This is a genomic window from Marinomonas transparens (assembly GCF_016463975.1).
Classification (GTDB): Bacteria; Pseudomonadota; Gammaproteobacteria; order Pseudomonadales; family Marinomonadaceae; genus Marinomonas; species Marinomonas transparens.
On record NZ_JAEMNX010000028.1, the window covers coordinates 16,119 to 40,344 of the forward strand.

Here is a 24,226-nt window from a genome sequence, read left to right on the forward strand (position 1 = left end):
AAAAAATATCACAAGCTGTCTGTTTTATGACCTAGCCTTAACACATCAACACAAAAATGGGCACTGATATTAACTCTGAAACTCGTTTGCTATCAGTAGTTAGGAGCACTAGCGTTACTCTAATTAGCCATGCTCATGCAAGCATTCAGACCAGACAGAGAAAAAACCTATTGGTAGACAAAAAAACTATGTCTTGCTGCAATAAAACGACTCGCAATCTACCAATAAAACAGACAGAATCTAATGCTATTACTTTGCTAAATAAGCATTTTTTTGCTTTGATGGGCTCTTATCCCATGAGGTATTTTCCTTGATACAAACTGCGCTCATTGACCCATTTGGTCGTCGTATCGACTATTTACGAATTTCCGTCACTGACAGATGCGACTTTCGTTGTACTTATTGCATGGATGAGGACGTCACTTTTTTATCTAAAAGCCATATACTGTCTCTAGAAGAAATAGTTGTTGTTGCAAAGACTTTTATCGCCATGGGAACAAAGCGTATTCGCATTACTGGCGGAGAACCTCTAGTCAGAAAGAATATCCTATGGGCCATAGAACAAATAGCCAATACATCAGGCCTTGAAGAACTTACCATCACCACTAACGGCTCCCAGCTTCATAATATGGCACAAGACCTGCTGAATGTCGGTGTGTCACGTATCAATATCAGCCTCGATACCTTACAAGCCGATCGTTTTTTCGCATTAACCCGCAAAGACAAATTCCAGCAAGTCATAAATGGGATAGAAAAAGCAGCAGAGCTTCCCTTTAAGCGACTTAAAATCAACAGTGTTATGCTGAAAAATCATAATGATGATGAGCTTTACGATCTCGCGAACTTTGCTCTCGAAAGAAACATGGACATCAGTTTCATTGAAGAAATGCCACTTGGCATTATCAGTGACCATAGTCGCGCTGCAACTTACCTATCCAGTGACGATGTAATAGAAACACTCAGCCAACACTTTTCACTTACACCAAGCAGCATAACCACCAGCGGCCCTACTCGCTATTACCAGGTTGCAGGTTATGACCATAGAATTGGCGTCATTTCACCACATAGTCACAATTTTTGTGATACCTGTAACCGAGTTCGGCTTACCGCAGAAGGCCGCTTATTATTATGCCTAGGTAACGAGCACTCAAAAGATTTAAAGCCCTATATCCGTGATATTTTACCAAGCACTCCCCCCTTGGAAGATGCCATTATTGAAGCGCTAGCCTTAAAACCACAAAAACATCATTTTAACCTCGAAGAAGCCCCTCAAATTTTGCGTTTCATGAGCGCTACAGGAGGCTAAGAAGGAATACCATGACCAAGAAATCACCCAAGCCAACCACTCCATTTCGCCCATTAAAAATCAGCGTATTAACCGTTTCAGACACACGCACCCTTGCTGAAGATACATCGGGCAATGCCTTAATTGAACTATTACAAAAGGCTGGCCACAAACTGAATAAAAGACTGTTAGTAAAAGATGATGTTTATCAAATGCGCGCCGTCGTCTCACAATGGATAGCAGACCAAGAAACCCATGCGATTCTCATTACTGGCGGCACAGGTTTTTACTCTCGTGATAGCACTCCTGAAGCCATAACACCATTATTTGATAAGACGATAGAAGGTTTTGGCGAACTGTTCCGACAACTTTCCTATGAAGATATTGGTACTTCAACCATCCAGTCCCGAGCTGTTGCAGGATTAGCCAATCAAACCTTAATTTTTTGCTTACCTGGGTCTACTGGCGCCTGTCGAACTGCTTGGAATGGTATATTAGAAGAACAGTTAAACTCTAACCATAGACCCTGTAACTTTGTCAGCATGCTCCTGGGCCCTTACAAACCGCCCCTACACGAGGTCTAATACCCAATGTCTGAATTGCTATCGTTTGAAAATGCTCTACAGGAAATCCAGCAAAGCGCCACTGTCCGAGTTGGGCAACACAAGCTCCCCTTGCTAGAGGCCTTAAATAAAATCACGACACAAGACATTGTTGCAGACTCCTGTGTACCTCCCTATGACAACAGCGCCATGGATGGCTATGCCCTGTCTTTTGATGATTGGAGCACTGACCAAGTGTTTCCTATAAGCCAGCGTATTCCCGCTGGTCAAACAGCAACCCCTTTAGAACCTGGAACCTGTGTACGCATTTTTACTGGTGCCTGCATCCCCACTGGTGCAGATACTGTCATCATGCAAGAAAATGCAAGCATCTCCAAAGAAGGTATTCATTTTAAAGATAGGCCTAGTCAAGGTGAAAACATACGCCCTAAAGGACAAGATATTTTTACTGGTCAAACAATTATAAAAGCAGGCACTAAATTATCGCCTATGCATATTGGTCTACTTTCCAGCTTAGGCATAACCGAGATAATGGTTTATAAAACGCTACGAGTCGGCCTATTAACTACTGGGGATGAGCTCATTCCAGCTGGTGACAAACTCGCTGGGGGGCAAATATTCAACTCGAACGGCCCGATGCTGACTGCCCTACTTTTACAAGCAGGCTATGAAGTCATTGATTGTCTACACGCAAAAGACACCCCAGAAGCCACTGAAGTCGCCATAAAGAAACTAATTCAATCCTGTGATGTTATTCTTTCATCCGGCGGCGTATCGGTGGGAGAAGAAGATCATGTAAAAGGTGCCTTAGAAAAACTGGGTGAAGTGCATTTATGGAAAATTGCAATTAAACCGGGTAAGCCACTGGTTCATGCTACCCTTGATAACACACCATTCTTAGGTTTGCCAGGCAACCCTAGCTCAACATTAGTAACTTATCATTGGTTTGCAACACTACTGCTTGCAGCCAGTGCAGGACAAAGCACCCGTCTTCCACAAGCTTATCTTATAGAATCAGGCTTCAACCGAATACAAAGCATTAAAAGAGATGAGTTCCTAAGAGTGTCTATTGGTCAAGATGGCTTAGCCTATGCCCACTCACAACAAAGCTCTGGTGCCCTACTAGCCGCATGTGAAAGCCATGGCTATCTACATGTAAAAGCAAACACCCCAATCGAGTATGGCTGTTCTTATCCGTTTTACCCTTTCTCTGGTTTCTAAAAAGAGAAAAGTAAGCCTTCTAAGCTCAGGCTTTGAAACGCACGCACCGACATGGATATAGACTATCTGAGTAATGCTGAAGCAGTTACTAGGACAAGAGAACTTATTCGCCTTCCCTAACCCTTTTTTATGAACTCTTCTACACTTTAAGTAACACTATTTGTAGATTACAAACCGAGTGATTCATTAAGCTGAGGAAAGAAAATGAGAAACTTGCAATGGGAAAAATCACTTTATGAGCACCAACATGCTATGACCAAGCACTTGGATAAGTTTAGAAAACGAAATAAAAACATCGAATTATCAGTTGATGAAATCATGGTCATACAACACTCCTTTCAACTGCTCGTCGCTTCTATGCTGGACTTAGCTCAATACGTGTTAAAACATCACTACCAGACAGAAACAACCTCCCGGAAAGACGTTCTCAAAGCCCTGATTCAGCATAAAGATGTCACCTACGAACAAGCAGAGCAAATGAAGCACCTCATTTCTTTACGTGATCAGATTCTTTATGACTATTTAGAAGAGCATTTTGCTAGTTTAGAAGAGGCAATGGCACTTAGGCGCTACAGCTTAGTGGAAATGCTAACAAAAGAATGGACGAATAGACTCTCAAGCGCGGCTTAAATACGTAATAAACCGGCTAAAAATTAAGCACTAGTATCGGAAAAGGCTTGCTTTAATAGTCCTCTAAACCACAAATGAGCGGTGTCATGTTGGAACCGCTCATGCCAAATCATAGAGTAGTCAAACTCACGGCTCGCAAAGGGTAATTCATATAAACCTAAGTCAGTCACAGTTGACACCATGTCCTCAGCAAACAACCTAGGCACCGTCAGCAATAAATCACTGTCCATTACTATACGAGCCGCCGGTACAAAATTAGGTAACTGTATCGCCACATGACGCTTATGGCCCATTTTCTCCAACTCTCTGTCCACGGCGAAGTATTCTCGACGCCCTAAGACAACTTGCACATGATCCGCTTGTACATAACCTTCAATAGTCAACTCATCCCCATTAATGTCAGGATGCCCTTTACGCGCTAAGCACACCATGCGATCACTCTTTAAACGCATGGTTCTAATGCCACTAGGTGGCTCTTTTGATAAAACCGCGACCGCCAAATCAATATCTGTTTGACCTAACCCGACAGTCATATCATCACTCCAAGCCTTCACATCTAAAATCGCGTTCGGTGCTTCCTGCCGAAAACGATCCAGAATCTGTGACAATACCGTCAAAGCACCAAAGTCTGTTGTTGATAGGGTAAACCTTCGCTTACTGGTCGCAGGAATAAACTCCGTTGGCTGAACAAGGTTTTCAAGACCTTTTAGCATATCAGATAAAAAAGGCGACAAGCTTTCAGTTCTTGAAGTTGGAGATAACCCATGGGAAGTTCGAACAAATAGAGGGTCGTTGAACACATCTCTTAAACGAGATAAAGAGCGACTGACAGCTGGCTGAGAGACATTTAGGCGAATAGCAGCCTTGGTGACATTAAGTTCTTCAATTAAAACCTGAAAAATATATAACAAGTTCAAATCGATATCCGATAATTTTACCTCTGACATAATATTGCCCCATTAGGCTCGCTATAATTATAACTAAAGATCATAACAAGCTTTTACGGATAACAGTAGGTCATAAGAAAAAACACAGGCTAACGCTAGATAATCAGCTGCTTATTTTTTGAATATCTGCAGAAGTCATCCCTAATAAATACAAAATGCCCTCTAACCCTAAATTATTCATTGGGCATGGTGCCTGCTTTCTTACCAAGGGTTTAGCGTGCAATGCGACCCCTAAAGCTGCTTGATTCAACATCAACAAATCATTAGCACCATCGCCACAGGCAATAGTTTGCGGCCAATCAACATTTTGCGCCTCAACAATTTGGCCAAGTAATAACTTCTTCCGTTCGCCATCCACAATAGGCCCAAGGTGCTTACCCGTTAATTGATTATCTTGGATTTCCAGCACATTAGCATGCACTTCACTCATACCATATTGCTGTTGAACTCGATCAGCGAAATAGGTGAAACCACCGGACAAAATCGCTGTGTGCCAGCCATAATGGTGCAGCACCTTCATCAGAGTCGCAATCCCATCCATATGAACAATGCGTTGATAGACACCATCCATTACGTCACGACTTAAACCCTTTAATAAAGACAGACGCTGAACAAAGCTCTCAACAAAATCAATCTCACCTCGCATCGCACTCGCCGTCACTGCGGAAATTTTTTCACCGATACCGGCATCAACAGCCAATTCATCCATTACTTCTGCTTTAATAAGAGTAGAATCCATATCAAATACAGCAACGCCGGGCGTATGAATATCGAGCTTTGTAGACTGACAAATATGATCAATCCCAGTTTCATCAGATAAGCTCAACAAGTCAGCTCGAAGAAATTGAAAATCAGTAACATGGCTTGTTAAATCGACTTGAACAACAGAAATCAAGTCTCCAGCCGTTGTTAAAAAACGAGGGTTGCCCATCAAACCACGCTGACCTAACCAAGCGTTAAAACGGTTAAGATAATCTGATGTAAAAGAACCGATAAGAGTAATACTAGCAGACATAGGACTTCCTCATTTAATAAGGGCGCTACTATACCAAAACACCAAGCCCCAACTCTACTTTAAAGAATTAAGAAAATGGTCGATATGATGTGTATACTTTGATTACAAAGACACAGTTTCAAACCTGATCAACGAGTTAACCCGAAGGAAATGGATGAACACCCAACTCAAAAGTAACTTTATTACGCACTTTTTGCGTAGGAAGCTTACCGCCACCATCATTACTGTCACCACATTCGTTTCGTTAATGATTCTGGCTGTGTGTATTTTTTGGTACACGATGACGCACGCCTTAGGAAACTATCTCTCCCAACAAACCGAAGTACTGGGTAGCAGCTTAGCCACACAAGCCGCTTTTAATGCCACTCAATCCATTTTAACCAACGACCTATTAAGCCTCAACGTACTCCTCAACAGACTAGTCGTTGACGAAAACATTCTCAGCGCCCGCGTTTATAACAAAAAAGATGAACTACTCGCTGAAGCCGACAGCGGAAATTCAAGCATCAAATCTGAGCAAGACTTTAGACCCAGTGATAAACAACGAGTCTATAGTTCAAGCATCAAATTCCGCGATGAAATCGTTGGACACGTCTTAATTACCTTAGATAAAACGCCAGCCCAAGCCACCTTACAGCACCTGAATAATTTATTAATTGGTGTCGCTATCTTCATTTGCACTATTGCTTTGCTGTTCGTGGCTCTGATCACAAAATGGTTATTTTCGCCTATTAATGAGACAACGGATGCCCTTAAATCCCTTGTCAAAGGCCAGAAACTAGAAGAATTATCAACTCCTTTTTTCAAAGAGGCGAGAGAACTCCGTGAAGCAACAACACAAATCCCTCCCTTAAAGCCAGCGAAAAAAACCAATGTGACAGCCGATAAGCCAATAGTTTCTAATGCTCCAGCAAAAGTACAGTTTGAAATTAACTTCGATGAAATATTTGAAGAGTCAAGGCAACGCAGCTGTGTCTTATACTTTGACATTCTCAACCTAGAAAAATGGTATGAGAAAATGGCCCCTTTACAAGTATCAAACCTACTAACCCCAATATACCGTGCCATCTTTCAAGCCAGCGATGCATATTTAGGGCAGGTACACCAATATAAAAATGACTCTGTACTGGTCTTCTTCAGTGCTGCGGACTGTGAAGATAACCTATACATCAATGCTGTGAGTACAGCCCAGCTATTTTTAGGGGTAGTAGATAAATTACTCGAAAACGAGCTTTATAAAGATATACCAAAACTGGATTTTCATTTAGGGTTGCATCAAGGTAACTCGAACGTAACACAGATGGTCTATAACAATACCTTTGAACCAGAACAGATCGAAAAGTTACTCTCTGACATTGAATTTATCAGTCAGTCTGAAAGCATTAATGCTCTGGTTATTAGCGAAGACATCTTCACCCTGTCACAAATACAAAATCGTGTATTTACTGGCTTACCTGAAATCATAGAGTCAGAAGGGAGAGAAGCAATGGCGTATGAAGTCAAAGGCATGTCAGATAAATACAAGCAAAAAATCCAGCAACATATCAAAGAAATAAGCCAACCTTCAAACCACGAAGAAGCCTAAAGAATCTAAATATATTAACCTCAGTCAGTTTTATAATAAAAAAGACCAACTCAAGCTGATCTTTTTTTGTTAAGTACTCTTACCTAAGACTCCACTCCTCAATGATTAAAGCAAGTTACATCGTCTAATGACAAACCTTCCTTATCCATAATCAAGCGAAGCTTACGCAATGCTTCTACCTGAATTTGACGTACACGCTCACGCGTCAAACCTATCTCTGCCCCCACATTTTCTAATGTGCTTGGTTCATAACCTCGCAAACCAAAACGGCGAGTAATCACTTCACATTGCTTCTCATTCAATTCATCTAGCCAATGCTCAATGCTTTGTAACACATCACCTTCCTGGCGATCTTCTTCTGGCCCTTGATGCTGAGTATCCGCTAAGACTTCAACTAAACTCTTATCATAACCTTCACCACCAATAGGAGAGTCAATGGAACTCATCCTCTCATTAAGCCCAAGCATTTTTTGCACATCCGCCACAGGACGATCAAGCATGGCAGCAATTTCTTCTGCACTTGGCTCATGATCCAGTTTTTGAGTAAGTTCTCGGGCAGCACGTAAATAAACATTAAGCTCTTTTACCACATGAATCGGCAGACGAATCGTGCGGGTCTGATTCATAATAGCTCGTTCAATCGTTTGGCGAATCCACCAAGTTGCGTAGGTTGAAAAACGAAAGCCACGTTCAGGATCAAATTTTTCAACAGCGCGAATTAATCCAAGATTGCCTTCTTCAATCAAATCCAGCAAAGACAAGCCGCGATTTAAGTAACGACGTGAAATTTTCACCACCAAACGCAGATTACTGACAATCATACGTTGACGTGCTTTTTCATCTCCTTTTAAAGCAAGACGAGCAAAATACACCTCCTCCTCTGCGGATAATAAGGGAGAAAAGCCAATTTCACTCAAATAAAGTTGAGTAACATCGAGATTCTTACCGGAATCTTCATCGGTATAGCGTGCACTAACGGCAGATTCAAATGCTTCATCGGCTAGGTCCTCATCGACCAAATCGTCCTTTACTGCATCTAAAATAAATTCGCCTGACTCTGACATTTTAGAACTTACTGCTTCCATAGTGACTGCTTCCATAGTGGTCGATTTCATAGTAGCTGATTTCATAATCCCTCCTCACCCTGCTTCCAAATACTATCGCTTAGTAGGTACTATCGCTTAGGTAAAATATCTTGCGGATTGATAGGCTGACCATCTCGGCGAACTTCAAAATGAAGTAACGGCCTGTCATTTCCCTTCCCTCCTATCACAGCAAGAGAATCACCCGCTCGAACATTTTGTTGTTCCTTAACAAGAATCCTTTCGTTATACGCATAAGCACTAAGGTAAACCTCGTTATGTTTCACAATGACAAGATTTCCATAACCAATCAAACCGCTACCAGCATAAACAACTGTCCCATCTGCAGCGGCCTTAACCAGAGCCCCTTGCGTTCCCTTGATGTCTATACCTTTACTACTAACACCAGTGTTTGAAAACCCCCTCACCACCTTACCGTCCACAGGCCACGACCAAGCCTTAACCTTAACTAGGGGTTTTGTATCTTTTTTATACGTTTTTGTTGAGGCTGTTACCTTAGATTTGACCGCTACTTTAGGACGATTATTCACGGCTTTAGAAGCCTTATTGGTTGCTTTGTCTGCAACGCGTTGAGAAGAGTTCGCTTTATTTTCTCCTAAGCGAATTTTTTGTTTTGGGTAAATGATATAGGGTGCATCAATATGATTAAGAGCAGCCAACTCCCTGTAGTCCAGACCATAGCGAAACGCAATAGAGAACAGGGTTTCACCGCTTTCTACACGATGATAGCCCGATGCAGGAAGGGAAGAGACACTCGCATTATTCGACGCATAGCTTGGACTATTTTCTGTAGGAAAATGAATGACTTCATAAGCACAACCCGTTAGCAAAAAGCACAGCATTATTACTCTACTCACCAACCAAGTTAGCGATAGAAAACAATTCTTCTTAAATGCCAAACTAACGATAGTTTTATACCCCATTAAATGCATATGTAGTGAATTGATGCCTATTTGTCGACGTTCCGTAAAGATATGTAATAAATGAGAATCACACTCAACAACCCAACTAAAATGAAAACCAAAGGCAGCATAAAATCATCAAGCCAATAGAAGCTAGGCACATGCCAGGGTAGGACTAAATGCTCTTCCATTGACATTTTTTTGTCGCCAACCATAGCCCAACTGTCTATGATTTTCCATGGCCATACTTTCACTAAAGCCCCTAACATTACCCCTGTTAACACGGCCAATGTCATCGACCTTGCATGATCTAATAAATAATGCAGCACCTTAGAAAAGCTCAATAAGCCAATCAGAGCGCCAGTGGAAAATACTAATATCACGGCAATATCAAAGCCTTTCACCGCACTAAGAATAAAACCATACATGCCCATCATCAGTAGCAAAAAGCTGCCTGATATACCCGGTAAAATCATCGCACAAATGGCAATCATGCCAGCAAAAAACACCATTATATAAGAAGTACCAAACTGACTTGGAACCAATAAAGAGAGAGCGGCACCAACAGCAATTCCAATAATCAAAACGAATAAATGAGCCCAACTAAAACCCCTTATTTGACTCACTAAAAAATAAGCTGAAGCGAGAATCAAACCAAAAAAGAAGCTCCATACATAACTGGGGTAAGTGGCTAATAAGTGTGTTATCAAGCCTGCAATCGCAAGAATACTCGTCATAATCCCTAGGGCTAATGGCAGTAAAAATACACCATCAAAGTGACGCCAAAGGCCTTTGAAATCGCCTTTAAATAGCAAACCAATGCTCTCTTTATTGACCCCACTCAAAGCACCAAGCAATCGATCATAGATGCCTAAAATAAAGGCAATCGTCCCGCCAGACACACCAGGCACCACATCAGCCGCCCCCATCATCACACCACTAAGATATATTTTTAGCCATTTAGGCATGTTCTAACCCTTCCAATAAAGGCACAAAATGTGCCGACTCCGTTCCCAAACATTTCCAACGATCCCCTTCCTTTCGCCAGCAACCAATCTGCGGACTCGGATGATCAATTGGCATAATCAAAATACCCTGCTCTTTTAGACAACCCGTTAATGCTAAAGGCACCTTACTGGCCATTGCAGTAATAATCACAGCATCCATTTCGACTTTATGCGGCCAACCAGCCTGACCATCAGCAAACATATATTCGACATTATTCACCTGCATTGCCGACAAGCGTTTTTTGGCTTGAGTATAAAGCGCTTTCTGGCGCTCTATCGTGTGCACCTTATTAAAAAAGTGCGCCAAGATCCGTGTTTGATAACCAGAGCCTGTCCCCACCTCTAACACACGCCCCAGACGTGCATATTCTAATAACCATTCAGTCATTCTTGCCACGGTAAGTGGCTGACTGATCGTCTGATTACGTCCTATAGGAAGAGGAGTCGCTGAATAAGCCAAATGGGAAAAAGCAGGCTCTACAAATTCATGGCGAGGTAAAGAGCCCATCAAAACCAACAATTCAGGATGACTAATACCCTGCTCCATAAGTTGATGAACCATGTTAGCCGCCCTAGGCTCGCTGTTTTTGACTAACCAAGTAAGATCGTGTTGGCTCATAAGGCTAAAGAATCAATCCATGTTTCTAAAGGGGTTTTTGCATCATGACAAGTCATGTCGGTATGAATGGGGGTAACTGAAACATACCCAGCTTCAATCGCACTAAAATCAGTGCCGGGTGAAGCATCATGGGGAGCGGACAAAGCACCGATCCAAAAGCTCGGCACCCCACGAGGGTGTTGCGCAGAAATAGGGCTTTGTGCCTGATGACGATAGCCCAAACGCGTTACCTGTAAGCCCTTTAAAGCAGCATAAGGTACATCAGGCACATTGATATTCAATAAGATACCAGCAGGTAAGGTAAGAGTATGAGAGTCTTTCAGCAACTGTATAACCACTCTCGCTGCGGTATCAAAGTGTTGATCCCCCACTAAAGACACGGCCAAAGCAGGACGACCAAGATGACGTGCTTCCATCGCCGCAGCGACCGTACCGGAATAAATCACATCATCACCAAGATTAGGACCATGATTAATACCAGAAACCACTACATCCACTGGGCCATCAATTACCCCAGACAAAGCCAAGTTCACACAATCCGTTGGCGTGCCATCAACGCGATATTGGTGTTCTGCGACCTTAGTGGGCTGCAAAGGACGCGTTAGGGTTAAAGAGTTACTCGCACCACTACGATTACGATCTGGGGCAACAACTAAAATCTCGTACTCTTCCTCAAGATAACGAGCCAAGGTTTGTATCCCTATGGCATCGATACCATCATCATTGGCGATCAAAATTCTCATGGTGTATCTCTGCTGATTTATCCGTAAAATCTATCATTTCGCGTAAAACACTGGTTGCAAAACAGCCTTTTGTTAACGAAAACTCCACTATCAACTGTGGTTTTTCTTCGCCCTTATTAAGCAATTCCCACGCCATATCAATAGGCACGAGACGCGCTAAGCGACTGTCTCGGGAAAGGTCAAAAGCAAGCAAAGCCGCCACCAACTCACTATCCTCAGCCAACGACTCTTTAATCGCCAACTCACGCGGTTTTCCTGTTCCGGCTTCCCAGCCTTCACTGATGAGAGGCAACACCGGGCTGATAGCCCCTTTCATGGCACTCAGATGCATCTGAGGTGTCATCTCTCTGACGCGAAACTGCTCATCCGTTCGTTGTAATTGGCCAATATCACCATCACACAAACGCGCCCACATGCCATTATCAACCTGATCACTTAAAGCTTGATTAAAGCACCAGGAGCGGATCGCCGATAACCAAAAGGATTCTGTTTTTGACAACTTACGACGGCTTTGCCGTCCTTGTAAAACAAAGCCTTTGCCGTTATGCAAGTTGTTGCCGTTTATACCAAAACGTTGCGGACCATAATAATTAGGTACGCCTGCCTGCTTTATCAGATTTAAACGCGTAGTCAGTTCATCCAAGTCACCCTCTAACTCACGCAACCGCAATACGAAGCGATTGCCAATATGCGCGCCTGTGCGCAACTTTTTAGAATGGCGTAACTGCGCAATCACACGCACACTCTCCGGCTCTCTAAAAGCCTCATCAAGGGCAGATAAATCAGGTTCTTTATTCAATACATGAAGGCAAAACCACTGGCGGGTACAAGCATGACGATCCTTCACACCACTGTAAGTCACCTTATTAGGGGCAATACCCGCGACTTGCGCCAAACGCTTAGCAAGAAAGTCCGTATTCACCCCAAGCTTTTCAATAAAAACAAAGCAAAATTCGCCCTTACCATCTGGCTCAAAACCCAATTGCTCTTCGACATAAAAGTCTTGTACGTTGGTTTTTAAATCACCCGTGATCGTCGGCTTAGACCAAGCGTATCGCCATTCGGTATTCATGCAGCACCATCTTTATAAATCAAGGCGACCGCTTCAACCGCAATCCCTTCTTTGCGTCCTGTAAAACCCAGTTTTTCAGTCGTTGTCGCTTTCACATTTACCGTCGATATGGCCAACCCCAGATCTTCTGCAATATTGCTTCGCATAGCATCAATATAAGGCCGCATTTTCGGCGCCTGAGCAATGATGGTGACATCCACATTGCCCACCACAAACCCGAGTTTTTGAATTTCTTGATAAGCCCGCTTTAATAAAATACGACTATCAGCTCCAGCAAAAGCAGGATCCGTATCAGGAAAATGCGTTCCTATATCACCGAGTGCTGCTGCGCCTAACAAGGCATCGGTTAAGGCATGTAACGCGACATCACCATCAGAATGAGCAACCAGGCCTTGAGCATAAGGAATGCTCACACCACCTAAGACAATATGATCGCCCTCACCAAACTTATGAACATCAAAACCATGACCAATTCGAAACGGCATCATGATGGTTTCCCCTATGCTATCAATGCTACGTATGTGTTAATGAAAAAAATGAGAAAACAGTGCTTCGGCAATCACCAGATCTTCGGGCAAGGTCACTTTAATATTACGGTTTTCACCCATCACTAAATCTGGCTGCCAACCGATAAATTCCATAGCGGAACATTCATCCGTTATCGTTATGCCCTGACGCTGGGCTTTTTCAAGCGCCTCTAATAAGGCTTGGGCTGGAAATTTTTGTGGTGTTTGGGCTAGCCATATGGCGTTTCTATCAAGCGTCTGAGCAACCTGAAGGCCCCCCCCACTCAACTCACTCGCATTTTGACGTTTCACCGTCTCACGGGCAGGCATCGCTAATATAGCCCCTTGCTCAGACGGGTAATTCACAATCCGTACTAAAGCATCCTTGCTTAATAAAGGCCGCGCTGCATCATGAACCAGAACTTCTTGCCTGCCAATCTGCTGCGTTGCTAATAAAAATGCTAAGCCTTTTTGGACCGTGTCACTGCGCTCTTCTCCACCCACATAAGTCAGAATATTGGCATGACCATACCATTTAGAATCTGGCCAGTAGGCATCCTCAGCTCCAAGCCCAACCGCCACACCAGCAATCAAAGGATGCTCAACAAAAAGACCAATGGTTCGATCCAAAATAGTCTGTCCAGCAAGAGATAAGTACTGTTTAGGGCAGTCTGCTTGCATGCGCTGACCCACACCAGCGGCAGGAATAATCACCCACAAAGGTTGAGTCATCGTTTATCCACCATACGATAAAACACCTCGCCATCTTTGATATACTGCAATTCGGTACGGATTCGCTCTTCAACCGCTTCCCCACCTAAACGAAGATCTTCCACCTGAGCGCGAAGCGCTTGATTACGTTGTTCGAGACGTAAGTTAATGCGCTCTTGATACTCAATTTGCTTCGCCAATTCTTCTTGACGCTTCACGCCCTGATCACCGTAATACCAGTGATAAGACTGATAGCCAATGGCACAAACAAAAAACACCAATAACAAACGCGTCATAACGCCCTCAAAGAAAACAAACATCCCGTATGGATAATATCGGAAAAACAAAAAAAGGGAGAACAATGAGTTCTCCCTTTTTCAGATCAAAGCAAAATTACGCCTGACCTTTGATCTCAACAAGACCTTTATAAGGTGCTTTACCACCCAATTGCTCTTCAATACGTAGCAATTGATTGTACTTAGCAACACGGTCAGAACGACATAGAGAACCCGTTTTGATTTGACCCGCTGCCGTACCAACCGCCAGATCAGCAATCGTTGCGTCTTCTGTTTCACCAGAACGATGAGAAATAACCGCAGTATAACCAGCGGCTTTCGCCATACTGATCGCTTCCAGAGTTTCCGTTAGAGAACCAATCTGGTTGAACTTGATCAAGATAGAGTTAGCAATACCTTCATCAATACCACGCTTTAGAATCTTAGTGTTGGTAACAAAAAGGTCGTCACCCACTAGCTGAATCTTGTCGCCCAAAATCTTAGTTTGGTAAGCAAAGCCTTCCCAATCAGACTCATTCAAACCATCTTCAATAGACACGATCGGATAAGCGTCACACAATTCAGCAAGGTAGTCAGAGAAACCTTCAGAAGTGAAAACCTTGCCTTCACCTTTAAGATTGTACTTACCGTCTTCATAAAACTCAGAAGCAGCACAATCCATTGCTAAAGTAATGTCTTTACCTAACTCATAACCCGCTGCAGCAACCGCTTCCTTAATAACCGCCAAAGCTTCGGCGTTAGAAGCAAGGTTTGGTGCAAACCCCCCCTCGTCACCAACCGCTGTGCTCAGACCACGGTCGCTCAATACTTTCTTCAACGCGTGGAAGATTTCAGCACCATAACGCAAGGCTTCGCGGAAATTAGGCGCGCCAACAGGCTGAATCATAAATTCTTGAATATCCACATTGTTGTCTGCGTGCTCACCACCATTGATGATGTTCATCATAGGCACTGGCATAGAATAAACACCAGACGTGCCATTTAGATCTGCAATATGTTGATACAGAGGAACCTTCTTAGATGTTGCCGCCGCTTTCGCCGCCGCAAGAGAGACCGCCAAAATAGCGTTAGCGCCAAAAGTAGATTTGTTTTCTGTGCCATCAAGATCAATCATGACCTTATCCAGCTCAGCCTGTGCAACCGCATCTTTCCCTAGCAAAGCATCACGAATTGGACCATTCACTGCCGCAACCGCTTTTAAAACGCCTTTGCCAAGATAACGGCTCTTATCGCCATCACGCAATTCCAAAGCTTCTCGAGAACCGGTAGAGGCACCAGAAGGTGCACACGCTGAGCCTACAGAACCATCAGACAAAATAACATCCGCTTCTACAGTAGGGTTACCACGAGAATCCAAAACTTCCCTGGCTTTAATATCAACGATCTGACTCATAACAAACCTCTTAAAATAAATGAAAAATCACAAGCTAACAGTCTACTTAAGACCTATTTTTCTTTCCCTGCATACTTCAGCGCTGCATGAACAAAAGCACTAAACAAGCCATGCCCGTACCTAGGTGTCGATGTAAATTCAGGGTGGAACTGACAAGCTACAAACCAAGGGTGATCGGCGATTTCCACCATTTCAACCAAAGAATTGTCTTCTGAGCGACCAGAAACAGTTAAACCCGCCTTTTCCAACGCCTCAACATAAAAGTTGTTTACTTCATAACGGTGACGATGACGCTCTTCGATAACCGCTTCCCCATAAGCTTCAAAGGCTTTTGTGCCCTCAATAAGGTTACAGTTCTGCGCACCAAGACGCATAGTACCGCCTAGATCGGATGTCTCTGAGCGAATTTCCTTGGAACCCTCTGCATTAGTCCATTCGGTAATCAGACCAACAACTGGGTTCTCTGCTTTTAAATTAAACTCTGTACTGTGCGCCCCCGCTAAATTAGCCACATTACGCGCAAATTCAATCACGGCAACTTGCATGCCCAAACAAATCCCCAGATAAGGCACTTTGTTTTCACGAGCATATTGTACGGTTTGGATTTTGCCTTCCACACCACGCTCACCAAAACCACCTGGAACCAAAATCGCATCCATATCTTTAAGGATTTCAGTCCCCTTCTCTTCAATGCTTTCAGAGTCGATATAATGCATTTTCACTTTTGTGCGAGCATGAATACCCGCGTGATCCATGGCTTCAATCAAAGACTTGTAGGCATCCAATAACTCCATGTATTTACCCACCATGGCGATATTGATTTGCTTTTCTGGATTCAGTTTGGCTTGCGTAACCTTATTCCAAATTTCCAGATCAGGCATATTGCAATCTAGATTGAAGTACTCAACGATCAAGCTATCTAAACCTTGGTCATTGAGCATTTGTGGAATACGGTAAATGGTATCGGCATCAGGAAGCGAGACAACCGCACGTTCTTCGACACTCGTGAACAACGAAATTTTCTTACGCTCTGGTGCTTCAATAGGCACTTCAGAACGACAGATAAGAATATCAGGCTGAATCCCAATAGAACGCAGCTCTTTCACAGAATGCTGCGTCGGCTTGGTTTTGGTTTCACCCGCCGTGCGAATATAAGGAACAAGGGTCAAATGCATAAACAAAGCACGGCGACCACCTAGCTCAACTTTCAGCTGACGTACCGCCTCAAGGAAAGGTTGTGATTCAATGTCGCCCACCGTACCACCGATTTCCACTAAGGCAACATCGGCACCTTCTGCACCGGCTAACACTCGGCGTTTGATTTCATCGGTAATATGAGGAATAACCTGAACAGTACCACCAAGGTAATCACCACGGCGCTCTTTTTTCAGTACATGTTGATAAACACGGCCACTGGTAAAATTGTTACCTTGGCTCATTTTAGTAGAAATGAAACGTTCGTAGTGACCGAGGTCGAGGTCGGTTTCTGCCCCATCTTCAGTAACAAAAACCTCACCGTGCTGGAAAGGACTCATGGTGCCAGGATCCACGTTAATGTATGGATCCAATTTAAGCATGGTGACTTTCAATCCACGTGATTCAAGGATGGCAGCCAAAGACGCTGCAGCAATACCTTTACCAAGAGATGAAACCACGCCGCCTGTGACGAAAATATATCGTGTCGCCATGAGTGTTTAACCCGCCTTTAAATATAAAAATATGAGATTTGATGGCGCAGATCAGTGCACCTTCTGGACGGGGGGAAATAGTAGCATTGCAAGGCTCGCTACTCAATGTAAAACACGGCCCTATTTATATTGAGCGAGCATTAAATTGCCATTGAGTAGCGCTTCAATTCGGTCAAAACAAGCAGCCCCTGAAAAAGCAACCGCCCGCCTCCTTGTAGAAGATGATTAGAGATCCAGCTCTAGTACCGCTGACTTAGATCGAGAGCAACAAGGCATAATCAGCTTGCCTTCTTCATGCTCTTTGGTCGTTAAAAAAACATCCCTGTGATCAGCCACACCATCTAGGACTCCCGTTTGACAAGTGCCACAAACACCCGCTTCACAGGAAACCGCAACGAATACGCCATTACTCTCCAGCACATCAGAAATACTCTGATCTGCGGGAACATCATACAGGTCTCCAGTACTGTGAATCTTTACCTTAAAAGCCTTGTTTTCAGCGTCATCCAACTCGACTTCCGGCGCAGCAAAAAACTCTCTGTGTAATCTCTCTTCAGGCCAGCCAACGCTCTCAGCTTGCAACAGAATATGAGTAATAAATTCCGTCGGTCCACAGATATAAAGCTCGCCATCAAAAGCATAACGAGACATCACATTCACCACATCCATACGACCAGAGCCAGCCACTTGGCTATAATGAAAATGCATTTTATCGGCAAATGAAGCCGTGGCGAGCGCGCCAGAAAAAGCCGCTGTTTCAGGCGTTTTAGCACAGTAATGGAACTCAAACGCTAACCCTGATGTTTGTAATTGTTGGGCCATAGGCAACATAGGTGTCACACCAATACCACCCGCAATCAACACACTCTTACGCGGCGTATCCACCAAAGGAAAATGGTTCCTAGGTTCACTGATGGTTAACGGGTCACCTATTTTTAACTGATGCACTTCTACCGAACCACCCCGTGATTGAGGGTCTTTCAACACGGCTATTTCATAGTACTGAGGGTCTACTTGCAGTCGACATAAGGAATACTGTCGAATCAAACCACTTGGCAAATGAATATCTATATGTGCGCCGGCCTCAAAACTCGGCAAAGCAGAGCCATCAACACTGCCTAGCACAAGTCGAATAACCGACTCAGCTTCTACTACAACATTTCTAACGATGACCGATATCATCTGGCACTCCTAAATTTGTATTCACGGGGCAGCAGCACACTGCCACCTCATATTCTTGGCCGATTAAAATGAAATCGTCTGTAATGGTGCGGATTTCTGAGCAGAAGATGTTGTCGTTTTCTGTTCCGCGCCTTCTTCTGCAATGATACGATCTATGATGCGTCGCGCTTGCACACCACCAGCGTCGATATCCAGCTTTAATAAATCATAGTCGGGAAAAGCCAATAGGTTTTCTTGTTGACGCTCAAGGACCTCTAAATCCTCAGTGAAAATCTTGCCCTGCCCTTCTTGAATGGCATCGGTTAACGCTTGATCATTTGGCTTAAAGTTACGCGCCATGCCCCAGAAATACCAAATTGATGTTTCTGTTTCAGGGGTAATAAAGTCAACGACAGTACTGCCTGCTCTATATTCGTTCGCAGCATCAAAACCGCCATGACCCGCATGGGCCACGCCCACATCGATCATCACATGAGAAGGCGGACTAAAACGACAAATCTGCCAACGGTCTACTGGCACGTCATCGGCCAACCCATTACCACGAAGTGCCGCCTTCCAGAATGGCGGTGCCATGATGTTTTCCATGTATCGACTGGTTAACACCTTATCCCCTTCTACCGTGGTAAACACAGGAGATTCGTCGATTTCTTTTTGCCCAATACTGCTCGCATGCACATAGGTTTCATGGGTTAAGTCCATCAGATTGTCGATCATCAAGCGATAATCACAATTAATATGGAATAAACCACCACCGTATGCCCATTCTGGGCTCACAGCCCATTCTAAATGTGGGATATCCTCTTTGTTTGCTTTACTCTGATCACCAGGCCAAACCCAAATAAAACCATAGCGCTCTTCTACCGCATAAGACTTCATACAAGGGAAACCTTGAACACGCTGTAATGGCATCTCTTTGGTTTTACCATCCGCGCCCATTTTCAAACCATGGTAACCACATACCAACAGGCCTTCTTCAACATAACCTAATGACAAGGCGGCGCCTCGGTGAGGACAAAAATCCAATACCGCCGCGATTTCATCACCGTGAGAACGATAAAAAGCGATGCTTTCGCCACAAATTTTACGACCAAGAGGTTTGCTGCCCGCCACCTCTTCGGACATGGCCGCCACATACCATGCATTTTTTGGGTAAGTTTGTTTTTTCATAATGACTCTCCTGCTTTTATTCTTATCTATTGAGACCTTCGCACGACGACCACAATCGCCAAACGCTTTATCAAGCCACACAATTGGATCCAATATATAGATTTTTAATCAAAAATCAATAAAATCATCCAAAAATGGATCCAATAGAACTATCAAAAATAAAAAAAATAAAACTTAACCTATTGAAAATAAATAACTTTATTTATTGGATCCAATTTATACTTTTTTATAGCTCTTTGCGTTATCATCATGTCACTCTTTATCATTCGAGAAAGTCACAATGAGCAAACCCGGACAACAGGTTATCAGCCGACTACGACAAATGATTTTGTCTGGTGAGCTAGAGTCTGGCCAACGCCTAGCAGAGATTCCGACCTCAGAACAACTTGGCGTTTCACGCACTCCCGTACGCATTGCCTTCCGCGCACTGGAGCAAGAAGGCCTACTCACCAAGCTCGCTGGCCGTGGCTATAGCGTCAGGCAAGTTACCCAAGACGAAATCAGTGGATCCATTGAGGTACGAGGTGTACTAGAAGGGTTAGCCGCAAGACAAGCGGCAGAAAATTCACTGTCTACCAGTCAATCAAAAGAGTTAATCGAATTATTAAAACAAGGCGATGAATTATTTGAAAATGGCAGCATCAATGAACAAGACCTAACCAAATACCATGATATGAATAGGCGCTTTCATCAAATTATCATCGAGGCGAGCAACAACCCTGCCATTGCTGAAGCCCTGAGCCGCAACGAACACCTGCCTTTTGCCTCAGTCAGTGCACTGGCCTTTGACCGCACGAACCTGAAACAAGAGTACCGCCGTTTTAACTTTGCCCACATGCAACATCATGCGGTTTTCGATGCCATTAATAATGGCCAAAGCAGTCGCGCTGAAGCCATCATGCGCGAACACGCCAACGCCACCTTAGGCTATGCGAAGATCTTTTCACAAATGGAAGACAGCAATGACAAAATGCAAGTCATTCAATCAAGATAACGCCGTATTCCCCAACGGCACTTCGAGAGTGTTAGCCCCCACACTTGGCGACTGCCCGACCATTTCGTCATAGGCACTTTGATGGCAGAGCACCATGGCGTCCACCTGCTTTTCTTTGAATAAAGACTGTAAATCCAATTTATTATGGCGAGTTAAAAAACGTCCATTGTCGCCCATAACGTAATCTTCCTGCCCATCAACCACCACCGAGAGCTGGTATAAATTGGATTCTAAAGAATGTACCCTGACCTTATCAAAGTGCTGAATTTTTTTAAGCTCTTTTAGTTGCATATTGCTCTCCCCATTAAGGTGGTCTAGTGTCCAATAGATACGCAGAAAACGATGAGACAGTTCACATTAACGACTAAAATAGCGCGGCTCCCCCTGCACGAGACAACCACCCAGCACGAGACAACCAATGACAGCCTCCAATATTCACCACCTCTACAACAACTCAACCTATGTTCAAACGGCATTAAATAAGATTCAAAGCTTGCTCAATAAACCTCAGCGCACGCTCATCGGCTTAACAGGCGGACCGGGGTCTGGCAAAAGCACCCTTGCAAGCTACCTAGCAACACAGGTTACCAAACAGTCGGAACAAATAGTTTGCCTTTCAATGGACGGTTTTCACCTGTCGAAAACCCAACTCAGTGCCCTACCCAATGCAGAACAAGCCTTCGCCCGACGAGGCGCACCATGGACCTTTGATAGTGCCGCCTTCATTGAACGAGTCGGTAGGATTCGTCATGCTTTTCAGCAAGAAGACATTCTATGGCCAAGCTTCGACCACGCCCTTGGTGATCCAGTTGAAAACGATGTTTGCATAGCCAAAAATGCCAAGGTGGTATTAGTCGAAGGCTTGTACCTGCTACACCAGCAAGACGGTTGGCAAGCATCTAAACCCTTGTTTGATGAACACTGGTTCTTAGATGTTCCACTGAACATAGCCATTGAGCGTTTGGCACAACGACACATGGCCGCATGGGGGTTTAGCCATGCTCAAGCCATGGAAAGGATCGAGCAAAGCGATGGTTTGAATGCAGAGCTCGTCGCTCGCTATAGGGATCAGGCCGATTGGCTACTGAGAGTTTAGTATCTTGACCAGTTAAGGCAGAACGAGAGTGATAAAAATCATCTGAAGGGACTCGAAAATACATCATTCTTCATTTTTCCAAACAAAAAATACTTGGCAAGTAAATAAATTAAGCCATAATGCATCAATAGTATGACTATTTCACACAGAATAAGAGCACTTTTATGAGTACTACACGCAAAACAATCACGGTTACTGATCAACAAGACAACTGGATTAAAGCACAGATTACAGCGGGAAAATTCACCAATGACAGTGAGTATATCCGTGATTTAATTCGCCGCGACCAAGCCAGCCAAGCCGATATTGAGGCGATCCGCATCGCACTTATCGAAGGTGAGCAAAGCGGAGACCCCTTACCCTTTAACGCCGATTCATTCAAAAAAGAAATGATTGAAAAACATGGCTGAATATAGACTAACCCCAAAAGCTAGAAATGACATGGAAGCAGTTTGGCTGTACTCCTTAAAGCAATGGGGAACACAACAAACCACAGGGTACATTGACGACTTAACAGAGGCATTTAACTTTTTATCTAAAAGCCCCAAAGCTGGTAAGGCTTGCGATAACATTCGCACGGGCTACCGAAAACACCCCGTCCTTCGTCATGTCATTTATTACCGCGAAACGGCTTATGGCGTTGAGGTAATACGTGTTTTACATGATCGTATGTTGGCAACAAGGTCTTTTTAATAAATTAAAACAGACTGATCAATTCAATTTAAAATTGAGCGAGAGTCTTTTCCGCTCTCGAAGAAAACCAATGCGAACACTGCCTATCGATAGAATCGCCTTCATAGTACGCGGATTATTCAACAGCACCTTGATGGGCTGACCATTAATGGAAATAATCTCATCTTTAGGCTTGAAGCCCGCTTTAGCAAGCACACTCCCTTGAATAACCTGATACCGATTGTTTACCAATTTCAAACCAATGGAAGATAAAGTCTCCCTAGGGTCTTCTAGCAACTGTGCTTTGTATTTTTCTAGCAATTCAGCGTCCACAACACGGCGTGCTTTCACCTGTTGATCAGCGGTTTCCGTAATAGTGATACCTGTTGTACTGGGGACAAAGTTAGGCGTGTCGCTCGTGGGAAAGCGAAGGATCTCTCTTACATTAGCACGGTCAAGAAGCACATAATCACTAAACACTTCGACTAAGGTAACGCCTCGGATTACCTCTTCTCCCACATGGAACAACTGCTCCTTTCTGCCATTGGCGATAACCGCTCGACCTTCTTCTTTAGTGGAAGAGGGAAAAGTCCCTTTTAAAGACAAGTTTAACTTTGTTTCAACCACAGGTTTTGCCACAGAAGGCAGTACACCAAATAGGTCTTTTGACAATTGGGGAATATTCGAACGCTTATTTATTTTTTCGACTTGAATGTCAGGCAGGTCAACCTCCCTTGCCTTAAAAAAGTCCTTATCAAAATAAGGGCGAACATAGGGATCAACATAAGCGCTGACATAAGTACGAAAGTAAGTCGCCCCTGTATCGGTAAAAAAGATGGCATACCCAAGTACAAGCGCCAATACACTAGCGCATAGCAAGCCAGCCAACTTGGCATTTCCGAATAGCATCATGGTTCCTTACAAAACGCAGAATTAATATGAATCAGATATTGTCACATACTTTATGGGGATTCACCTAGTCATCAGCACTAACCTCTACAAGGCTCTATCTACTCCACTACCAAGCATTTTGCTTCAAGGTGATAGCCTTTCCGGTATAACCAAAATAGAGAATAAAAAATCAATCAATTGATATGATTGGCTTTGCGAGGCAGGTGACCCAATAAACTTGCCCAATAAATTTAAGTGACAGGCAGTATTGTCGTTCGCCATTAATGACCTGCTTTAGATAAAGTTTGAATGGCAGATCGATATAGTGGTTTAAACGACAAGATATCACCGAATTCTGCTCGAATAATCATGCCCTCAACAAACGTCATGATTGATTCGGCCTTTGACTCCGACTGTTCTTCAATACAATCTGTCGCATCTGAAATAATCTCCTTAATGAGCCCCTTAAGCCATTTTTTGTGCATAGAGGCTGCGGCGGCTATGACCTCATCAAGCGCTTTAAATTCCGACATAGCATGCATAAACATACATCCGTGAAAATCCTCTGAACTGAACCATTGGAAGTGCCAATCAATAAGCGCATCCAATTTTTCTTCCATGTTCATTTCCGGTGAGATAGCACCACCTAACTCCTCTTCGAAGCGTAAATGCCTTCGAGCAAGAACAGCCTGTATCAATTTATTTTTTGAGCCAAAATGTCGATACATCGAGGTTTTCGATATGCCAGCCGTATCACGAATGAGGTCAACCCCAACAGCGGTATAGCCATTCGTGTTAAACAAAGATTCAGCGGTATCTAATATGTGCTCTTTTGTCCCCACCGACAAGTCTCCAAATTTCTAAAATAAAAGGTTGAACGAAGTGTACAGATCTGTAACACTTCAAATTATTGGTACAGATCTGTACTAACGAACAAT

General features: G+C 43.7%; 27 protein-coding genes. 9 read left to right on the forward strand and 18 right to left on the reverse strand.

Translation table 11 applies throughout. The features are described 5' to 3' along the window. Positions 1-310 precede the first annotated feature (310 nt). From moaA to I8J31_RS18340, 4 genes are all read left to right on the forward strand, one after another. Positions 311-1,306, forward strand: coding sequence for a GTP 3',8-cyclase MoaA (gene moaA / locus I8J31_RS18325; protein ID WP_199470032.1), 996 nt, complete (start codon positions 311-313; stop codon positions 1,304-1,306). Positions 1,307-1,317: 11 nt separating this feature from the next. Then, entirely contained in the window at positions 1,318-1,869 is a 552-nt protein-coding gene (gene moaB, locus I8J31_RS18330) for a molybdenum cofactor biosynthesis protein B (RefSeq protein ID WP_199470033.1), read from the forward strand. 6 nt (positions 1,870-1,875) lie between these two features. Further along, on the forward strand, positions 1,876-3,069 hold the full coding sequence (locus I8J31_RS18335; protein ID WP_199470034.1) for a molybdopterin molybdotransferase MoeA: 1,194 nt from the start codon (positions 1,876-1,878) through the stop codon (positions 3,067-3,069). A 204-nt stretch (positions 3,070-3,273) separates the two neighbouring features. Continuing rightward, positions 3,274-3,699 carry a hypothetical protein gene (locus tag I8J31_RS18340; protein WP_199470035.1) on the forward strand — a complete coding sequence of 142 codons (426 nt, stop codon included), beginning with the start codon at positions 3,274-3,276 and terminating at the stop codon, positions 3,697-3,699. Between the two features lie 23 nt (positions 3,700-3,722). Here I8J31_RS18340 and I8J31_RS18345 read toward each other — a convergent pair whose 3' ends face one another. Both I8J31_RS18345 and serB read right to left on the reverse strand, forming a co-directional pair. Then, positions 3,723-4,646 carry a LysR family transcriptional regulator gene (locus I8J31_RS18345; RefSeq protein WP_199470036.1) on the reverse strand — a complete coding sequence of 308 codons (924 nt, stop codon included), beginning with the start codon at positions 4,644-4,646 and terminating at the stop codon, positions 3,723-3,725. A gap of 103 nt (positions 4,647-4,749) precedes the next feature. Beyond that, positions 4,750-5,661, reverse strand: a complete 912-nt coding sequence (gene serB, locus I8J31_RS18350) for a phosphoserine phosphatase SerB (RefSeq protein WP_199470037.1) — start codon at positions 5,659-5,661, stop codon at positions 4,750-4,752. Between the two features lie 154 nt (positions 5,662-5,815). On the opposite strand from serB, the gene I8J31_RS18355 reads away from it, so the two are divergent. Next, positions 5,816-7,246 (forward strand): AhpA/YtjB family protein, encoded by a 1,431-nt coding sequence (locus I8J31_RS18355; RefSeq protein WP_199470038.1) that lies wholly within the window; start codon positions 5,816-5,818, stop codon positions 7,244-7,246. Between the two features lie 98 nt (positions 7,247-7,344). Here the strand turns inward: I8J31_RS18355 and rpoS are convergent, their stop codons facing one another. The 13 genes from rpoS to I8J31_RS18420 form a co-directional block, all read right to left on the reverse strand. Continuing rightward, positions 7,345-8,310 (reverse strand): RNA polymerase sigma factor RpoS, encoded by a 966-nt coding sequence (gene rpoS, locus I8J31_RS18360; RefSeq protein ID WP_438941496.1) that lies wholly within the window; start codon positions 8,308-8,310, stop codon positions 7,345-7,347. A gap of 110 nt (positions 8,311-8,420) precedes the next feature. Next, complete coding sequence (locus I8J31_RS18365) at positions 8,421-9,191, reverse strand: peptidoglycan DD-metalloendopeptidase family protein (RefSeq protein ID WP_233402899.1); 771 nt, start codon at positions 9,189-9,191, stop codon at positions 8,421-8,423. Between the two features lie 107 nt (positions 9,192-9,298). After that, positions 9,299-10,219, reverse strand: a complete 921-nt coding sequence (locus tag I8J31_RS18370) for a DUF368 domain-containing protein (RefSeq protein ID WP_199470040.1) — start codon at positions 10,217-10,219, stop codon at positions 9,299-9,301. Next, a complete protein-coding gene (locus tag I8J31_RS18375; RefSeq protein ID WP_199470041.1) occupies positions 10,212-10,877 on the reverse strand; it encodes a protein-L-isoaspartate(D-aspartate) O-methyltransferase in 666 nt (221 codons plus the stop codon). The genes I8J31_RS18370 and I8J31_RS18375 overlap by 8 nt, the downstream gene beginning before the upstream one ends. Beyond that, positions 10,874-11,620 carry a 5'/3'-nucleotidase SurE gene (gene surE / locus I8J31_RS18380; protein WP_199470042.1) on the reverse strand — a complete coding sequence of 249 codons (747 nt, stop codon included), beginning with the start codon at positions 11,618-11,620 and terminating at the stop codon, positions 10,874-10,876. Before surE ends, I8J31_RS18375 begins: the two co-directional genes overlap by 4 nt. Continuing rightward, positions 11,598-12,692, reverse strand: a complete 1,095-nt coding sequence (truD, locus tag I8J31_RS18385) for a tRNA pseudouridine(13) synthase TruD (protein ID WP_199470043.1) — start codon at positions 12,690-12,692, stop codon at positions 11,598-11,600. The genes surE and truD overlap by 23 nt, the downstream gene beginning before the upstream one ends. Beyond that, a complete protein-coding gene (gene ispF, locus I8J31_RS18390; RefSeq protein WP_199470044.1) occupies positions 12,689-13,180 on the reverse strand; it encodes a 2-C-methyl-D-erythritol 2,4-cyclodiphosphate synthase in 492 nt (163 codons plus the stop codon). Before ispF ends, truD begins: the two co-directional genes overlap by 4 nt. A 36-nt stretch (positions 13,181-13,216) precedes the next feature. Continuing rightward, a complete protein-coding gene (ispD, locus tag I8J31_RS18395) occupies positions 13,217-13,930 on the reverse strand; it encodes a 2-C-methyl-D-erythritol 4-phosphate cytidylyltransferase (protein WP_199470045.1) in 714 nt (237 codons plus the stop codon). Beyond that, positions 13,927-14,205 (reverse strand): FtsB family cell division protein, encoded by a 279-nt coding sequence (locus I8J31_RS18400; RefSeq protein WP_199470046.1) that lies wholly within the window; start codon positions 14,203-14,205, stop codon positions 13,927-13,929. The genes ispD and I8J31_RS18400 overlap by 4 nt, the downstream gene beginning before the upstream one ends. Before the next feature lie 97 nt (positions 14,206-14,302). Next, positions 14,303-15,598 carry a phosphopyruvate hydratase gene (gene eno / locus I8J31_RS18405; RefSeq protein ID WP_199470047.1) on the reverse strand — a complete coding sequence of 432 codons (1,296 nt, stop codon included), beginning with the start codon at positions 15,596-15,598 and terminating at the stop codon, positions 14,303-14,305. A gap of 53 nt (positions 15,599-15,651) precedes the next feature. Then, a complete protein-coding gene (gene pyrG / locus I8J31_RS18410; RefSeq protein ID WP_199470048.1) occupies positions 15,652-17,286 on the reverse strand; it encodes a CTP synthase in 1,635 nt (544 codons plus the stop codon). 225 nt (positions 17,287-17,511) lie between these two features. Then, complete coding sequence (locus I8J31_RS18415; protein ID WP_199470049.1) at positions 17,512-18,468, reverse strand: PDR/VanB family oxidoreductase; 957 nt, start codon at positions 18,466-18,468, stop codon at positions 17,512-17,514. A gap of 63 nt (positions 18,469-18,531) precedes the next feature. Beyond that, positions 18,532-19,635, reverse strand: a complete 1,104-nt coding sequence (locus I8J31_RS18420; protein ID WP_199470050.1) for an aromatic ring-hydroxylating dioxygenase subunit alpha — start codon at positions 19,633-19,635, stop codon at positions 18,532-18,534. 280 nt (positions 19,636-19,915) lie between these two features. Between I8J31_RS18420 and I8J31_RS18425 the strand changes: the two genes are divergently transcribed. Beyond that, complete coding sequence (locus tag I8J31_RS18425; protein WP_199470051.1) at positions 19,916-20,629, forward strand: GntR family transcriptional regulator; 714 nt, start codon at positions 19,916-19,918, stop codon at positions 20,627-20,629. Here I8J31_RS18425 and I8J31_RS18430 read toward each other — a convergent pair. Then, the gene (locus tag I8J31_RS18430) at positions 20,621-20,920 is read right to left on the reverse strand and encodes a DUF6482 family protein (RefSeq protein ID WP_199470052.1); all 300 of its coding nucleotides are present in this window, start codon (positions 20,918-20,920) and stop codon (positions 20,621-20,623) included. The two genes, I8J31_RS18425 and I8J31_RS18430, sit on opposite strands and share 9 nt — an antisense overlap. A gap of 127 nt (positions 20,921-21,047) precedes the next feature. On the opposite strand from I8J31_RS18430, the gene I8J31_RS18435 reads away from it, so the two are divergent. The 3 genes from I8J31_RS18435 to I8J31_RS18445 all read left to right on the forward strand — a co-directional run bounded on the left by I8J31_RS18435 (position 21,048) and on the right by I8J31_RS18445 (position 22,418). Further along, positions 21,048-21,725: an ATP-binding cassette domain-containing protein gene (locus I8J31_RS18435; RefSeq protein WP_199470053.1), complete on the forward strand. Its 678-nt coding sequence runs from the start codon at positions 21,048-21,050 to the stop codon at positions 21,723-21,725. 164 nt (positions 21,726-21,889) lie between these two features. Further along, entirely contained in the window at positions 21,890-22,135 is a 246-nt protein-coding gene (locus tag I8J31_RS18440; RefSeq protein ID WP_199470054.1) for a type II toxin-antitoxin system ParD family antitoxin, read from the forward strand. Beyond that, positions 22,128-22,418, forward strand: coding sequence for a type II toxin-antitoxin system RelE/ParE family toxin (locus I8J31_RS18445; RefSeq protein ID WP_199470055.1), 291 nt, complete (start codon positions 22,128-22,130; stop codon positions 22,416-22,418). The genes I8J31_RS18440 and I8J31_RS18445 overlap by 8 nt, the downstream gene beginning before the upstream one ends. 18 nt (positions 22,419-22,436) lie before the next feature. On the opposite strand, the gene I8J31_RS18450 is transcribed toward I8J31_RS18445, so the two are convergent. Both I8J31_RS18450 and I8J31_RS18455 read right to left on the reverse strand, forming a co-directional pair. Next, positions 22,437-23,306: a type II secretion system protein N gene (locus I8J31_RS18450; protein ID WP_199470056.1), complete on the reverse strand. Its 870-nt coding sequence runs from the start codon at positions 23,304-23,306 to the stop codon at positions 22,437-22,439. A 263-nt stretch (positions 23,307-23,569) separates the two neighbouring features. Next, positions 23,570-24,130, reverse strand: coding sequence for a TetR/AcrR family transcriptional regulator (locus I8J31_RS18455; RefSeq protein WP_199470057.1), 561 nt, complete (start codon positions 24,128-24,130; stop codon positions 23,570-23,572). Between the last annotated feature and the right edge of the window lie 96 nt (positions 24,131-24,226).